At 71.1% G+C, this 14,468-nt stretch carries 18 protein-coding genes; 9 read left to right on the top strand and 9 right to left on the bottom strand.

The window, feature by feature from the left end:
* The first annotated feature begins 12 nt into the window (after positions 1–12).
* From OSB71_RS11120 to OSB71_RS11105, 5 genes are all read left to right on the top strand, one after another.
* A complete protein-coding gene (locus OSB71_RS11120) occupies positions 13–1,182 on the top strand; it encodes an ATP-grasp domain-containing protein (RefSeq protein WP_502362176.1) in 1,170 nt (389 codons plus the stop codon).
* Positions 1,112–1,258: a hypothetical protein gene (locus OSB71_RS24715; protein WP_502362177.1), complete on the top strand. Its 147-nt coding sequence runs from the start codon at positions 1,112–1,114 to the stop codon at positions 1,256–1,258. The genes OSB71_RS11120 and OSB71_RS24715 overlap by 71 nt, the downstream gene beginning before the upstream one ends.
* Before the next feature lie 13 nt (positions 1,259–1,271).
* Complete coding sequence (locus tag OSB71_RS11115) at positions 1,272–2,135, top strand: SPDY domain-containing protein (RefSeq protein WP_265947056.1); 864 nt, start codon at positions 1,272–1,274, stop codon at positions 2,133–2,135.
* Between the two features lie 63 nt (positions 2,136–2,198).
* Entirely contained in the window at positions 2,199–2,666 is a 468-nt protein-coding gene (locus OSB71_RS11110) for a hypothetical protein (protein ID WP_265947054.1), read from the top strand.
* A gap of 52 nt (positions 2,667–2,718) precedes the next feature.
* A complete protein-coding gene (locus tag OSB71_RS11105) occupies positions 2,719–3,771 on the top strand; it encodes a SpaA isopeptide-forming pilin-related protein (RefSeq protein WP_265947051.1) in 1,053 nt (350 codons plus the stop codon).
* A 160-nt stretch (positions 3,772–3,931) separates the two neighbouring features.
* On the opposite strand, the gene OSB71_RS11100 is transcribed toward OSB71_RS11105, so the two are convergent.
* Complete coding sequence (locus OSB71_RS11100; RefSeq protein WP_265947049.1) at positions 3,932–4,825, bottom strand: DUF6602 domain-containing protein; 894 nt, start codon at positions 4,823–4,825, stop codon at positions 3,932–3,934.
* A 255-nt stretch (positions 4,826–5,080) separates the two neighbouring features.
* Between OSB71_RS11100 and OSB71_RS11095 the strand changes: the two genes are divergently transcribed.
* The 3 genes from OSB71_RS11095 (at position 5,081) to OSB71_RS11085 (ending at position 6,648) form a co-directional block, all read left to right on the top strand.
* Positions 5,081–5,434, top strand: coding sequence for an SPDY domain-containing protein (locus tag OSB71_RS11095; protein ID WP_265947047.1), 354 nt, complete (start codon positions 5,081–5,083; stop codon positions 5,432–5,434).
* 87 nt (positions 5,435–5,521) lie between these two features.
* A complete protein-coding gene (locus OSB71_RS11090; RefSeq protein WP_265947045.1) occupies positions 5,522–5,812 on the top strand; it encodes a hypothetical protein in 291 nt (96 codons plus the stop codon).
* Positions 5,813–5,826: 14 nt separating this feature from the next.
* The gene (locus tag OSB71_RS11085) at positions 5,827–6,648 is read left to right on the top strand and encodes an SPDY domain-containing protein (protein WP_265947044.1); all 822 of its coding nucleotides are present in this window, start codon (positions 5,827–5,829) and stop codon (positions 6,646–6,648) included.
* 291 nt (positions 6,649–6,939) lie between these two features.
* Here the strand turns inward: OSB71_RS11085 and OSB71_RS11080 are convergent, their stop codons facing one another.
* The 4 genes from OSB71_RS11080 to OSB71_RS11065 all read right to left on the bottom strand — a co-directional run bounded on the left by OSB71_RS11080 (position 6,940) and on the right by OSB71_RS11065 (position 10,863).
* On the bottom strand, positions 6,940–7,635 hold the full coding sequence (locus tag OSB71_RS11080) for a hypothetical protein (protein ID WP_265947042.1): 696 nt from the start codon (positions 7,633–7,635) through the stop codon (positions 6,940–6,942).
* A gap of 78 nt (positions 7,636–7,713) precedes the next feature.
* Positions 7,714–8,157, bottom strand: coding sequence for a hypothetical protein (locus OSB71_RS11075; protein ID WP_265947040.1), 444 nt, complete (start codon positions 8,155–8,157; stop codon positions 7,714–7,716).
* Between the two features lie 340 nt (positions 8,158–8,497).
* Positions 8,498–10,240 (bottom strand): relaxase/mobilization nuclease domain-containing protein, encoded by a 1,743-nt coding sequence (locus OSB71_RS11070; RefSeq protein WP_265947038.1) that lies wholly within the window; start codon positions 10,238–10,240, stop codon positions 8,498–8,500.
* On the bottom strand, positions 10,237–10,863 hold the full coding sequence (locus OSB71_RS11065; protein ID WP_265947036.1) for a plasmid mobilization protein: 627 nt from the start codon (positions 10,861–10,863) through the stop codon (positions 10,237–10,239). The genes OSB71_RS11070 and OSB71_RS11065 overlap by 4 nt, the downstream gene beginning before the upstream one ends.
* Positions 10,864–10,892: 29 nt before the next feature.
* Between OSB71_RS11065 and OSB71_RS24485 the strand changes: the two genes are divergently transcribed.
* The gene (locus OSB71_RS24485) at positions 10,893–11,075 is read left to right on the top strand and encodes a hypothetical protein (protein WP_323055270.1); all 183 of its coding nucleotides are present in this window, start codon (positions 10,893–10,895) and stop codon (positions 11,073–11,075) included.
* 101 nt (positions 11,076–11,176) lie between these two features.
* On the opposite strand, the gene OSB71_RS11055 is transcribed toward OSB71_RS24485, so the two are convergent.
* The 4 genes from OSB71_RS11055 to OSB71_RS11040 form a co-directional block, all read right to left on the bottom strand.
* Positions 11,177–11,368, bottom strand: a complete 192-nt coding sequence (locus tag OSB71_RS11055; protein WP_265947032.1) for a hypothetical protein — start codon at positions 11,366–11,368, stop codon at positions 11,177–11,179.
* Positions 11,365–12,957: a hypothetical protein gene (locus OSB71_RS11050; protein WP_265947030.1), complete on the bottom strand. Its 1,593-nt coding sequence runs from the start codon at positions 12,955–12,957 to the stop codon at positions 11,365–11,367. Before OSB71_RS11050 ends, OSB71_RS11055 begins: the two co-directional genes overlap by 4 nt.
* The gene (locus OSB71_RS11045; RefSeq protein ID WP_265947028.1) at positions 12,954–13,595 is read right to left on the bottom strand and encodes a WhiB family transcriptional regulator; all 642 of its coding nucleotides are present in this window, start codon (positions 13,593–13,595) and stop codon (positions 12,954–12,956) included. Before OSB71_RS11045 ends, OSB71_RS11050 begins: the two co-directional genes overlap by 4 nt.
* Positions 13,596–13,749: 154 nt before the next feature.
* Positions 13,750–14,466, bottom strand: coding sequence for a zinc finger domain-containing protein (locus OSB71_RS11040; protein ID WP_265947026.1), 717 nt, complete (start codon positions 14,464–14,466; stop codon positions 13,750–13,752).
* Positions 14,467–14,468: the final 2 nt, after the last annotated feature.

Raw genomic sequence — 14,468 nt, 5'->3', positions numbered from 1 at the left:
AGGAGCCTGTTCTTGCCCGACCGTCCCGTCGTCCTGGTCGTCGCCGCGGCCGACATGGAAGCAGAGGCGTATCGCGGCTACTGCCTGCAGTCCGTGGCAGCCGCCTACGACGTCGTCCTCATCACCAGCGACGAGCCCTCGTGGGAAGTGCCGTACATCAAGGACTGCGTGGTCGTCCCCGACCCGGCCGACCAGGCGGCACTGTCCGCAGCCGGCCGTACGCTGGCCGACCGCTACGACCTGGCCGGCGTGTTCGCCTGGACCGAGTGGTACCTCGTCCCGGTCGCCCGCCTCGTACGCCAGCTCGACCTGCCCACCACCGCCCCCGAGGTGACGCAGGCATGCCGCAACAAGGCAACCGCGCGAGCCCTGTTCGCCCGCCACGGGGTTCCGTCGGCCGCCTCGGTGAGCGTCCGCACCCGCGCGCAGGCGCATGCCGCGGCGGAACGCATCGGCTACCCGGTCGTGCTGAAACCCGCCGCCAACGCGGCCAGCTTCGGCGTGGTCCGCGCCGATACCCCCGAACAGCTCACCGCCGCCTCCGACGTCGCCGGGCGGGCGGCCGAGCGCGGAGTGGAGAGCACGAGCGTCCTAGTCGAGGAGTACCTCGACGGGCCGGAGGTCTCGGTCGAATGCGTCACGTACCGGAGCGAGACCACCGTGGTCGCGGTCACCCGCAAGACCGTCAGCGCCCCGCCGTTCTTCGAAGAGCTGGCGCATTCGGTGGACGCCTCCGACCCGCTTCTCGACGTGGTCGCCCCAGCGGCGAAGGCGGCGATCCGCGCGCTCGGGATCACCGACGGCATCAGCCACGTCGAGATGCGCCTCGTCGACGGCAGACCCCGGCTCATCGAGGTCAACGGCCGCCTGGCCGGAGACATGATCGGCCACCTGGTCCGCCTCGCCACCGGCATCGATCTGCCCCGCGCCGCCGCCGACATCGCCTGCGACCGCACCCCGGGGCCTCACCCCGACCAGGTCCTCGGCCGCCGCGATCCGCCTGATCTACCCCGAGACCTCCGGCACCCTCACCACCCTCCGGTTCGACGGCCCGATCCCTCCCTGGCTGGACAAGGTCCACTTCCAGCACCACCCCGGCGACCAGCTCGTCCTGCCTGTCGACGGCGGCGACATGTTCACCGCCCGGATCGGCTACCTCATCACCACCGGCCCCACCACTGAGACTGCCGGCGCCCGCGCCGAGTCCGCCCTCGGCCAGCTCAGCGCCCGCGTCGAACCGGCACCCACCTCGACCTGACCACCGGACGCTCATGTCACTTGACAACGACCTTCGCACCATCGACGGGGACGTCTACGTCTCCCCGCGCTACCTCGCCGGCACCACCGCGATCGGCGACCCCGCCCTGGCCCCGCTCCGCGACCTCGGCTGGAACCTGCAGCACGACGACCTCGGCAACGCCTACCTCAACGCCCCCGACCGCAAGGTCCGCCTCGGCTACCTCCCCGAAGGCGAAGACGACGGCCTGTGGCGCATCAACGCCTACAAGGACCCCTTCGGCCCGCCGACCTGGGGCGTCTGCTTCAACGACTCCTGCCCGACGGAGTTCGTGACCGCCTTCACCACCGCACTCGCCGAAGCGTACGAGCAGGGCCCGGACGCCTACCTCGCGGCGCCGGACTCCCGCAGCGCGGACCGCGAGCCCTTCCTCGCAGCCGTCCCGCTCATCAAGCGCGGCTGGCAGCTCGACCGCCCCCGCTGGGGCGCCCTCGCGATCCAGGCGCCTGACGGCCTCGCCGGACTCGAGTTCACCACCGGCCATCTCGACCCGGAAGCCGAGCTGACCACCCGCGACGCCCGCTGGCAGCTGTGGGCCGGCACCTCCATCGACCGCCCCGCCTGGTACGCGACTGCCAGCACCGACACCCCCGTGGCCCTGGTCAAGGCCGTCACCGAGTGCGTATCCGACCCCGCACCCCTGCCGCGGTGGCGGGAGGAGACCTACAGCTACGTCCACGGCATGGCCCGACTCACGCCGGCTGTGCCCCCACGTCCGCCAGGCCCGACCCCCCTCGACGTCCAGCGTGCCGCGCGCCCGACTGCCCTCACCACCTCACACAGCGTTCCGCGCTGGAGCACCACCAGCCGTCCGGCGCTTCCGGGCCCGCGCCGTTGACCCGCGCCACCTCGCCCTACGACCGGAGACATCCGCTTGGCCCTATTTGCTGACGAGTTCTTCGTGAACCACCTGAAGCTCCCCTTCGCCGAGGCAGCCGTCGTCGGCAACACCTACTACGCGACCCCTGACCCCGGCAGCCCGCTACAGCTGCGCATCGACTTCGCCGGAACGATCCGTGCCGGTGAGTACGACGGTCTGCGTCTGGCCACCATTCACCAGGACCGAGGTGAACTCGACGTCGTGAAACTGCGGTTCGAGGATCACAAGACCTTCGACCACCGCGACGCGGCCCAGGGGCGCAGTCCAAGGCAGTCGGGGTACGGCACGTTCCACGAGTTCCGCGACCGTCCCGACTGGGTGCCGTGGGAAGGCGCCCACACAGGCGGACTACGCGAGGCCATCGAGCAGTACGCGTCCGTCTGGTTCCCCGGAGACCAGAGGACGACCGCATCGTCCCGCGCTCCTGGCCGCACCACTCGGATGGCACCGGCCCCGCCTCCCGCACGCAGCGGATCCCGATCCCGCTGACACTCCCAGCCCCGCATCCACCCTCGTCCTCTTCTTCGTTCAGGAGTCCTTCTTGCGTATCCGCCCTGTCCGCCGCCTGCCCGCTGCCGTCGCCGTCGCCGCGGCGGTGACCGGCACGCTCACCTGGGCCCCGGCCGCCAGCGCTCAGATGCCTGAGCCGACGCCATCCCCCTCCACCGCTCCCACCGAGACGACCGAATCCGCCGCAGGCAGCGTGGCCATCATCAAGAAGGACCCGGCCGGCGACCTGCTTCAGGGCGCGGCGTTCCTCCTCCTCGACGCCGCCGGCCAGGAGGCGGGCACGGGCAAGACCGACGCACAGGGGAAGCTGACCTTCACCGATCTCGCCCCCGGCATCTACCGGCTGAAGGAGACCTCCTCCGGCAGCCCCCTCCACAACGTCGTCGCCGACCAGGACGTGATCGTCACCCCCGGCGCCACCGCCAGCCTGACGATCATCGACCCGTTCAAGCCCGCCCAGGTCGTTCTCAAGGCCAAGGACGACAAGACCGGCAAGCTCCTTCCCGGCTCGACCGTGAACATCGGCTGCGGCGACAAGACCCTGCTCACCCTCACCACCGGCCCGAAGGGCACCACCACCGGCGAACTGCCGGTCACCAGCAAGAAGAGCGAGTGCTGGGTCCGGCAGATCAAGGCCCCCGAGGGCTACGACCTCTACAAGCCCACCAAGAGCTTCACCGTCGGCCCGGGCGCACCCGTCACCGTGACCGTCACGAACGCCAAGACCGGCACCCCTGCGAAGCCCACGCCGACCGACAAGCCGACGCAGCAGCCGACCGGCACTCCGTCCTCGCCTGCTGCCAAGCCGAGCGAAGAAACCACGAGCGAGCCGAAGCCGGACACCACGGCCACCAGCGGGTCCGACGCCGAGTCGTCTCCCGCCCCGGTCGCAGACACGGCGGACACAGCGCCGCCGAAGATTCCGGCCGGCTCCCTCGCTCACACGGGCGCCGACGCCACCCCGTGGATTCTCGGCGGAGCCGGACTGCTCCTCGCCGCCGGTACGGGCGCGGTCACCGCCGCCCGCCGACGGACGGCGGCCTCCGAGCCCGAGCAGGACGACGGCACCGAGAAGTCGAACTGACCATCCGTACAGCAGGCCCCCGGGGAACTCGGGGGCCTGCTGCGCTTCCCCTGTTCCAGCAGAGGTCCCCGGCACCACGCCTCACCCGCTGTAGAGGTCACGTCTCATGCCAGACGGGTCACACCGGGGCATACACAAACTTCAGGACAGTCCCCACTCGTCAGGCCGATCCGAAACGCTGACAGTCCAGGCACGGGTGATTGCAGGTGTTTCGTGGCGCCGTGACTCCGGCCGGGTAGACGGGCTCGCCCACGCGCAGGCCGTGAGGGATGTCGGCGACTCCTCCGAGGCGGAACTCCGTTCCGGGCACCCACCAGAGGCGGGCAAGATGGTTGAGATGGGTGGACAGTGCAACGAGCGGATGATGCGCCCGCGTCGCTTGGAAGCACATGAGCACCTCGGTTCCCGTGGTGGGCCAGGGAACACAGTTCCCGGACTGCGGGTCGCACCACATGAAGTGGCCCAGGTCAGCGATGGTGACGAATTTGGGCCACTCCTCTGGCGGACGGTCCCGGCACCAGCCCTCGATCCAGCGGGTCACCGTCTTTACCCGCTTCGACGTCGAGCTGTAGGCGAACACCCCACCAGAGGTCGGGATGTGGTCGACCTGTCCGGTGCTGGTGGGGAACCGAAGGTGATGTACCTCGGCCCGACGTCGGCGCGGGGCAGTCTGAACGTCCGCGATGGACTGCATGGCGGTGTCCAGGACTCCGCCGTCGAGCACGCTCTTCACCTCAACCGCGGTGTGGACAGCCGACGGGTCGATATACACCCGCCCGTCGTCCTTGAGCATTCGGTGGTGCTCGACGCAAGGGTCTGCCAGAACCACGTCCTGCTGTCGGAACCAAGCGCCTGTGTCGGAGTCCTCTACGCCGGCGCGCTTGTAGATCACCGCTCGCCGCTGAATGTACTTGCCGACCACCGACCGCACCGCGTATTCGCGTTCGTTGCCCTGATCACTGGGGTGCCTCAGCGTCGACGTGTCTTTGAACGTTTCATCCAGAAGTATGGCGTCGCGTACGAAACCATCCAGGATATCCAGCTCCGCACTCATACTTCCCCCGCCCTGATCACGACTCCAAGCGGGAGCGTAGTGCTGGGCACTGACACTCGTTCGCCAGCTCGCTGCAACGACGTCCGAGCAACAGCGGGACCAGTCAAAGTTCGGTGAGATCGGTCATGGTTCAGTGAGACGGGACAGTTCGCCGGGGGCAGACGGGAAAGATCCACGAAAGACTGGCCAACGCGTGCTGGGCATGTCAACGTAGACGACCTTCGGGAAAATAGCAGGTCAGAGAGGTGATCGCCCGTGACCGTGGCTCCCGTGAGCCCCGGATTTTCCACCACAGTCGAGGCACTTCGGCTGCGTGAGTGGCAGCTCGGCCCCGGCCAGCCCGCACTCGTCTTGGACCAATTCACCGCTACCGACTTCAACCTCGTCGTGGACGACCGCGCTGACGTACACGTCAGCTCGAAGGACGGCCGCTTCTACCTCGGCTGGTTCCCGCACGGCCGCCCCGGCGCCAGCGGCGAGGGATGGAAGATTGCCGTCACCGGAACGGCCAAGGTGCGGGGCTACCACGTGTCCTTCGACACCGAGACGCCGGCCGAAATCGTCGCCGCAGCCGTGGCGCGCGTACTGGAGACCTCCCGGCGCCTGTAGCGCCGGAGGCTCGAGCCCGGCGTACTCCGCCGCAGACCGCGCTCTGGCGGTCTCCCCGCCCGCCCATATCTCATGCAAGGAGGCTCCGTGGAAGGCACGGAAATGACCGTCGGCGATCTCATCGACCGTTTGTCGGCGTGCGACCGGGATGCTCCGGTGCGCCAGGCGATGAATCCCTTCTTCCCGATGGCACACCGCATTGCCCAGGTCATCCAGGCCACGGACGAGACCGGGCAGACAGTCGTCTACCTCGCCGAAGGCCGGGACGCGGATACGCAGCTCGGCCACCTACCGCCCGAGGTCGCTGTCGAGCTGGCCTGGCAGTCTCCCGTCCAAGCGCCCCCGCGTCGCCCCCGCCGTACCGCCAGCGGCCAGTAGACCCGCACCAGCCCTTGGAGGCGCCCCTGCACCCCGACCTTCCGCTCGACCCGTCCAACCCGACCAGCGCCCAGTCCGCGTACTGGGTCGGCCCCCGGCACCTGGCCGGCGACGACGGACGTCTCTATGACACCGTCGCCGACATTCTTGCCGGCCTCGGCTGGACGAGCCTGACGATCGTCCGCGGACGACAGGAGCCGGACGAGGCGCCGGAGGACCGTCAGGTTCTGCGCAGCACCGTCCTGCACATCAGTCCCGACACCCTCCGGTGGGCCCAGTGGGTCCTGCCGGACGAGCCGTTCCGCCTTGGCGAGCTGCCGATCGCCTGGCAGGTCTCCGCTCGCGCGGACACGAGCAGCCCGCTTGCCCAGTGGTCCGCCTACTTCACGCCCGATGTTCCTGGGGAGGTTCTCGCCGACTTCCTCTTCGCGCTCGACGCCCGCGACCAGCCTGCCGTGCCGCTGGCAGGGCCCGAGCTGGTCCTCGACACCGTCACGGCGCACGGCTGGCTGCGCGACGTCGACCAGCCCGGCGTGGCAGCGATGGACCCGAGCTTTACCTCGCACCTCAGTCACGGCGAGGTACCGCCGCTCATCCAGGACGCAGACCTGCGCGCCCTGGTGGCCGAGGCGGACGAAGCGGGTCCGGCCGGGTGGCAGGCGTGGGCTGAGCCGGCGCTGGGCGCGCCGTGCCTGTGGGCGGCTTCCTTCGGCGCCAGCGTGCCGCACGACCTCGTCGCCGCGTTTGCCGGCTCGCTCAGTTCTACCGCACCGGTTCTTCGGCGGGTGCTGCCCGAGAGCACTCAGGAGCGACTCCTGCGCGCCCCGGCCGGCTGAGCGGCGGGTCGGGGCGGCTGCACCCTGCCGACACAAGCGAAGCTCGGCCATCCCGATTCGGGGTGGCCGAGCTTCTCGTGTTCCGGGCTGGTGTTCACCGAGAGGGGTGTACGTGGCTTCCCGCACGGTGCTGCTTCCGTCAGAGCGCCGCGCCGTGGATGACCGCCACCCTCGCAGCCGATCCGCTGCGCCCGTAGCAGCACCGGGCCGGGGACCGCCCGGCCGGCCGAGCGCGCCGGCGCCCCCGACCGCGGGGGGCGAGGGCGCCGGGGTGGTCGTACGGGCCGGGTGTCAGCGGGCTGCTGTCGCTTTGGCGAGCGCCTTGTCGAGGTGCCGGTCGACCAGGGCTGGCGAGCCGGAGACGATCATCAGCACGCTGCCGTCCCGTATCGCGGTCTGCTTCACCACGCTGTCGCGTCCACCGGCGGAGAAGGTCATCAGCTGGCTCCACTGCTCGTCACCGAGCCGGGGAGGGGACGTCTTCTGCGTGGTGATGTCGATCGCGTTGCTGCCAGCGAGGACCTGATACTCCGGGCAGCCGGTCATGGCCTCGAAAATGCGGTCCATGCCGTCGGAGAGTTTGCTCGCGGTGTCGCTGTACAGCTCCTCGGAGACCTCCGAGTCGCTGCCGTCGCCGTAGGTGAAGGTGGCCTCTGCCTGGCGGGGGAAGTCGAGCGAGCCTCCGGTGGCTGCGTCGCCCCCCAGTTCGTTGAGGGCAGGGCAGTCGAGGACGGTGACGTCGTCGTGCTGTGAGGGGCGCTCGGGCTTACGGGTGTAGCCGTCGCCGAGGTCAGTCTCGTCGAGCAGGCGCGCCTCGAGCGCGGCCAAGGACAGCGGGGCATCGTTGTCGGTGCTGGCCGGCTTGCCGCTGCTCGCAGAGGAGGGGGAAGCGGGCTTCTTCGCCTCGTTGTGGCCCGTGGAGCAGGCGGGCAGGGCGAGGAGAGTGACGGCGGTGAGCCCGAGGGCGGCGGAGACGCGGACGCGCATGGGTGATCTGACCCCTTGTTGTGAGGTGACGGTTGGGCAGTGCGGGCCGGTGGCCCGGTGGGGTCGTAGGAGTGGGGGTCAGTGGCCGAGGTGTCGCAGGCAGTCCTCGAACGTGGCGTGCGTCGCGTCCGCGGGGCCGGAGTGTCGGTTGTACCAGGCAGTGTCGAGACGCGCCTCGTGCTGCTGGTGCCCCTGGCTGCAGCGCAGCCAGATCTGGTCGCGGGTGGAGATGATGACCCAGTCCCGGTACGCCCCGCACCCGGTACAGGCGACGATCTCGTCGTCGAGGACGATCGGCTGCGCCCAGGGCATGACCCGGCCGTCGAGCTGGTCGTGGCTCGGTACGCGCAGCTCCGGCGGCAGGAAGTCGTCCACCACCGTCGCCGGCTCGGCGGACCGCATGTCGGCCCGCATCCGCTCGACCTCCGGCGGCACTCGGCCCTCCAGCCGCACGAACGCCTCGTAGTGCTGTCGCTCCATCTCGCAGGGCTGCGCCGCGCGGCGGCGAATCCGGTGAAACATCTGACTGTCCTCCCCTCGTCTCGTCCTGCACGCGACATGATCGTGCCGCAAGTCCCCGACCTGCTTCAATTCACAAAGTCCACAGCCCCGATAGGCTGTTCGAGGCCCGAGGCTCCGCCCGGTGCCCTGACGCCCCACATCTCTCCGGTGCGGCGCAATTCTGCATTTCGTCTTCTCTGCTTCTGGGCGGCTCCGGCCTGCCCCGTGCTGCCGGCCAGCGCCGGCCCACTTCGCCGGCCCGGTCAGAACCGACCTTGGCCACTTCGCAGGCAACGAGACGGGATGGCCGGACTCAATCGGCCTGGCGGCAGCAAGTCCTTGGGACAGGCCGACGCGTGCTTCACCGGGAGTTGCCCATCTGCTGGTCGCCCGGCCGTGGGCGAGGGAACTTGGAACGTGACGGGACAGCTCTGCCCTTTGCCCTCTTCACCGCGTGGTTGCTGGGCGCCATGCCGATGGTGTCGGCGGGGAGGCCGGCTGTGCGGCGCAGGCGCCACACGAGCACGTCGCTGATCGACTCCGCGCTCGACAGCTCCCGTCGCTCGGCGGCTTCGCTTAGGAGGGCGGCCGGGTCGTGGCCGGCGGTCTCGGCGTCGGTGAGGGTGGAGGCGAGGGCGTACCAGCCGGGTTCGGCGAGGATCTGTTCGGCCAGCTCCGGCAGCGCCTCGCGCAGGACCGCGGCCTGCCGTTGCCGGAGGGGACGGGTGAGGTGCCGGCCGCGCTGGTACAGCGCGCCGAGAGGCTGGCTGGCGGCGGTCCGGTAGGCGGCGCGCAGGTGCTTGGCGGCCTGGCGAGCCGCAGCGGCTTGCTGGGCGTGGTTCTTCTTGGCGTGCCAGTGGGCGGCTGCGGTGATGAGGAAGAACAGCATGTCGATCGCCATCGCGGTCGTCGCGCCGTCCTCCCCGCGGCCGAGCGCGGGGCCGCTGTGGACGAGGTCGCGGGCGGCCTGGCGCAGTGCCCGGTCGTGCCCGCGCTCGGCCCGTACGTGGGAGCGGGAGGCCCGCTCGAAGGCCCAGGCCGCCTCGCGCAGTTCGTTGCGTGTGTGGGCGCCGGAGGTCTTGGCGAGTGCGTCCAGGACCTCACCGGCTGCCGCGATGTACGCGGCGGCGACCGCGTCGTCGCCGTGCTCGACGATGAGCAGCGCCTGCCACGCGGCCGATGCGGTACGCCGGCGCGCGACGGCCGGACTGCTCGACGCCGGCTGCGCGGACGGCTTCGTCGCAGCGGCATCACCACGGTCGGGGCTGTCGGCAGGCCAGCGTTCCCGGATGCGGGGCAGGGACAGGTCCGGGGCGAGCCGCGCGCCGGGGAAGAACACCGGCTCGCCGTCCTTGTTTCGGTCATCGGGGAGGGCGACCTTGTACCCGAGAAGGTCTCCCGAGGGCGCGACCCGCTTGCGGATGAGCAGGCCGGCGGCGGCCAGCCGGTCGAAGAACTCCTTCTCGCTCTGCACACCGGCCACCGCGCGGCGCACCGCCTCTCGCAGCTCCTCCCGCGCGGTGCGCTCGCGGCCCTGACGTTCGGCCTTGTGGCGCTCGGCGCTCGTGGGACGCTGGGCTGCGGTGCCGTCGCCGGGCGCGACCTGGTGCAGACCGAGCTCCTTCTCGATGAGCCGGCATTCGGCCTGGGCCCGCTTGCCGGAGCGGAAGTCGTCGGGGCGGCTTCCGTCCTCGCGCACCAGGGTGGCGACGATGTGGATGTGGTCGTCCGCGTGGCGTACGGCGGCCCAGCGGCAGCCGGGTTCGCCGCCGCCGGGATCGATGCCCGTGGCGGCGACGATCCGGCGGGCGATCTCGCCCCACTCCTCATCGGACAGGATCCGGTCGTCTGCGGTGGCGCGCACGGAGGTGTGCCACACGTGCTTGGCGGGCCGCGCGTGCTTCGGGAGGGCCTCGACGGGCTGGTCGAGGAGCTGCTGAAGGTCCTTGAGGGTGGCGTGCAGGTCGCGGCCGGGGTCGGGGGACATGCCGTCGAAGGATGCGACGAGGTGCGGGTCGATGTGCTCCTCGTGCCTGCCCGGCCCGTACAGGTAGGCGAGGAGGCCGATGGTGCGCGATCCGGACTCGTTGACGCTGGGGATCATGAGGAGCGGCGCGCGATGAGCTGGGAGGCGGCTTCGCGGACGGTCTCGGCCGCCCGCTGGACGGCGGCGACCGCTGCTTCTAGCTGCGGGGCCTCCGCGCCGGAGTTGAGGGCCTTCATCGCCTGGTTGAGGTTGCTACCGGCCCAGCCGAGTCTGCGGCGGCTGTCGAACAGTGCGGTGATCACTTCGCGTTCGTCGGCGATCTCGGCGCTGGTGCGGTCGAGGTCGCGGGCGGCGGCGAGCGCGGAACGGGCTAGGAACCCGGCGACGGACAGGTGACACCGGGCGGCGGCGGATTTGATCAGGGCGAACTCTTCTTCGTTGAAGCGGGTGTTGGGCTGGTGCAGGCGCTTCTTCTCGGGCGGCTGTCGGGGACGCTGGCGGGCGCGTGCGGCGCGGTCACGGCGGCTGCGCGGCTCGGATCGCGTCTCCTCCTGCTCTGGCTTCGATCCGCCCTCGGTCGAAGCCAGATGGACCTGCGCCCCCCGGCGCAGGTCCTGTCCCGTCCCCTTGGGGGCGGGTTCGGCGGAAGCTACGCTTCCGCCCCAACTTGCTCGGCCCGAGGGCGGGTTGTAATCGAGGGCAGGTTCCGGGGTGGTGCCGTTCTGGGGCGAGTGCGTCATCGGGATTCGGGCCTCGTGGAATGGATGTGGTGCTGGATTGTGGCTGCCAGGTCGAGGACGTCGGCCGGTCCCGCGAGGACTCGGACCGGGCCGTCGAGACGGCCCTGGACGAGCCACTGGCCCGTGGGCGCGAGGACTGCGGCGTGCACGAGCCGTCGGCGGACCAGGACCTCCGCCCAGGCGCCGGCCTCGGCGACCGTGGGCTCGGATGACCGAGGAAGAACCACGGCGTACCTTCCTTAAGCGGGGCGGTGGCCCGGCGCGAAGCCGGGCTACCCATGGCGGACAAGGGGCTGAGCTGGGCTTTGCTGGCTCAACCGCACGCGGGGCAGCGCCCGTCATGGCCGCTGAGGGCCCGGGCCGTCCGTTGCTTTGCCGATGCGGCCTGCTTCGCGCTGGACTTCGCCGCTGGACTGCCCTCGTACCGCTTGGAGTGGGCGAGCATGGAGCCGATCTCCCGCTCGTACTGCGTACGGACGGTGTCGAACTGCTGGCAGGTCTTCATCCGGTGGTGCTCCTTGGCGTCGTGGTGTCGATGCTCCGCAGCTCCTGGAGGACGAGGCTCAGCCGGTCGTTCCGGCCCCCCTTCAGCCCCTCGCGGCGAAGGATCTCCCGCAGCTGGACTCGGGTGATGGCCGGGTTGCCGTCGCGTTCGAGCAGGGCAGAGACATGAGGAAGGACCTGCTGGACGAGCTCGTCCACCGACTGCTCCGAGTCGCGCGACGGGCGCTGTGCCTGCGGGGTACGGGGGCGGCCCCCGCGTTGCCCCTTCTTGGTCCTGGTCTTCGAGTTCGTCTTCCGTCGGAGAGGGACCTTGTGTCCCCGGTCCTCGGTGGGCTCGGTCCCCGTGTCGGTGTCGGTGTCGGTGTCGGTCGGTCCCCGGTCCCCGGTGGGCTCGGTCCCCGACTCAGCGGCAGTCCGTCCCCGAGGGGGTTCGTCGCCCTGACCAGGCACTTCTCCCGAAGGATGGCCGGCACCAAGTTCTGCAAGGTCGCTCCCCGCGAGCGCGGGCTTGACGGGCACGGTCCCCGGGTAGGCGGTCGCTTCTCGGGGTTCGGTCCCTGTGCCATCGCCTTCGGTCCCCGTGGCCGAGGGGGCGTTGAAGCCCCAGTCTTCGGGGACCGGTCCCCTCGGGGCGCCCGGTTTCCGGTCCCCGTGTTCCGACTCACCGGGACCGTGGGGACCGGCTACGGGGACCGGTGATTCCGAGGTCTGCTGCCAGGGGACCGTGGCGGTGGTGGACACCGGGGACCAGGGAGAGGGCAGGGGGACCGTGGCGAGGGCGAGCGCGTGCCGGCGGGCGGCGAGCTGGTCGAGCAGCTGCGCACGCTGGAGGGGGTCGGTGCCGACCGAGGCTCTGGCGACCGCCTTCGACAGTCGCCGGGTGAGCCGCCGGCCACGCCAGCTCGCCTGCTGCTTCGAGCTACGCTCGGCGAGACGGGCGGCCAGGTCGACCGCGCGGGCGGTGGCCCGGTCGCGGGTGATCTGCGCGGCGTCGCGGTCTCGGGCGGCGATGCCGAGGCGGGACAGCAGCGACTCACGCACCTCCCGCCCCAGGACGGCGAGCAGCCCGCGGGAGGCGGCATTCGGGGTGTGCAGGCGCAGTTCGATTCCCATGGCGAGGTGCCACAGCATGGCCGCCATGATTGGGCCGACGAAGGCCCGGACGGTGCCGCCGACGGCGCCGCTCTCGGCGTAGGCGGGGATCACCTGCACTCCGGTGATCACCCAGACCAGGGTGCCGGGCAGTCCGGGGGCACCTTGCGTGGCCAGGTTCTGGCGTGCCATCAGCGCGGTAGCGAAGAGCGCTAGCTCAGCGGCGGCGAACATCGCGGCACGCTCGGCGGTACCGGCCATGTCGAGGTAGTCGGCCGCAAAGCGCCACGAGGTGTCGGCACTGTAGGCGGTGCAGCCGAGGGCAGCGAGGGCGGCGACCTTGACTGCCGGCCCACCGCCGAGAGGCTTCTGCGGGTGGGTTCCCCGGCGCCGGATCGCCCAGGCGACCAGCACCAAGGCGAAGACGGCGGAGACTCCGGCGGCGAGGATGAGAGGAAGGTCGGGAGCGGCACCCAAGGACAGGGCGGAGTGGGTCATGCGGCCTTTCCGAAAGAGGCGGGCGTCACGGTCGACGCTGCCTGGCGGGACGCCGGCTGTCGGGTGCCGGGCTTGGCAGATGCAGGGCGGCCTGCTGCCGGGGTGGACTTCTGCCGCTGCTTCTTGGGCCGGGGCACGCCGTAGGTGCGGTCGCGGTCCAGCACCTTGTTGGCCGCCTGCCGGAGCAGGTCACGGGCGTGCCTGGGGCTGACCTGCAGGCCGGCGGCGAGGCGGGCGGGCTGCCAGCCCCGGACGTAGGCGTGGTCGATCACGACCTGGCGCTCGGCCCCGGTCAGGTGGATGTCGCGGCCCTGGAAGAACGCGCTCACACGCCGGTAGTCGAGGCGCTGGGGCAGTCCGTCGTGCCACGGGCGCCGCTCTGCCTCGGTGAGACCGCCCCAGATGCCATCTTTCAGGACGTTCTCCAGCGCGTAGTTGAGGCAGTCGCTGCGCACCGGGCACCAGCCGCACAGCTCCTTCGCCTCGGCGATGGCTTCGTGGTCCCGGGGGAGGGGGAAGAAGACGGCGTCGGCGTCCTCCACGTCCATGCCGTGGCACGCTCCGCGGGTGTGCCAGCTGGTGTCCGCGATGCCGCGAAGACCGGTGGCTGGTGCGTCGTAGGTGGTGATGTGGCGCAAGGAACTCTCCGATGTGCTGCCGCGTCGCCGGCCAGGGTGGTGCCCGGCAGGTGTGCGGCGTCAGGTGTCGGCTGCGGCGCGAGCGCGTGCGCCGCAGCCGGGCGGACGGTGCTGGAGGTGGACCGGGCGGTGGCGCACCGCTCGTATACGCCGGTCAGGCCATCGTGGGCTGGCGGACCTGCTCGGTCTGCTGGGCCTGCTGGGCGGCAGCGAGGTCGATGCGGCCGGGGTGCGGGGTGGCACGCGGGGCAGTTCCGCGGGCTCCGCCGTCGGGGCCGACCCTTCGGCGGCGGCACGGCTCACCGGGTTGCGCCAAACACCACTCGCAGCGGACACCGAAAGGGTCGGGCTGCCCCTGCGCGACGGCGGCCTCTCGCGCGGCTCGGGCGGGCCGGTAGGGCGCGAGGGCGGCTCGGGCGGCGGGCGGTATGCAGGAGCCGCTCTCCCGCAGCCGCGCCTCCAGCTTCGGGTCGATCCCGCCGCGACCGCTGGTGATAGCCGGGGCCTGCGCAGGCTGAGCGATGCCAGCGGCGACGGCGCGGCGGGCGCCGACCAGTTCGGCGGTCCAGGCGGCCTGGTCGTCCGGGTCGACGGACGGCGTGGGGTCGGAGTGCCGGGCCAGGCGGTCGCGCCGGTAGCTCTCCCAACGGCGGGCCACGTCCGCGGGCAGGATCTGGTACGGCGAGGTGCGGATGTGTTGGCGGGCTGCGACTCGGGCGTCCCAGCCGTGCGGGGTGGCCATCGGCACGTCGCCGAGCAGCTCGTGCCACTGGGCGAGCTGGTCGGCCGCCTCGCGCTCGGTCGTGCGGATCAGCCGGGGGTCGAGTCGGCCGATGTAGGCCAGCAAGGCGGCGGTTTCGCGGCGGTCCATGG

This window comes from Streptomyces marinisediminis (assembly GCF_026262575.1).
Taxonomy (GTDB): domain Bacteria; phylum Actinomycetota; class Actinomycetes; order Streptomycetales; family Streptomycetaceae; genus Streptomyces; species Streptomyces marinisediminis.
This window is presented reverse-complemented; position numbering and strand designations above follow the sequence as displayed.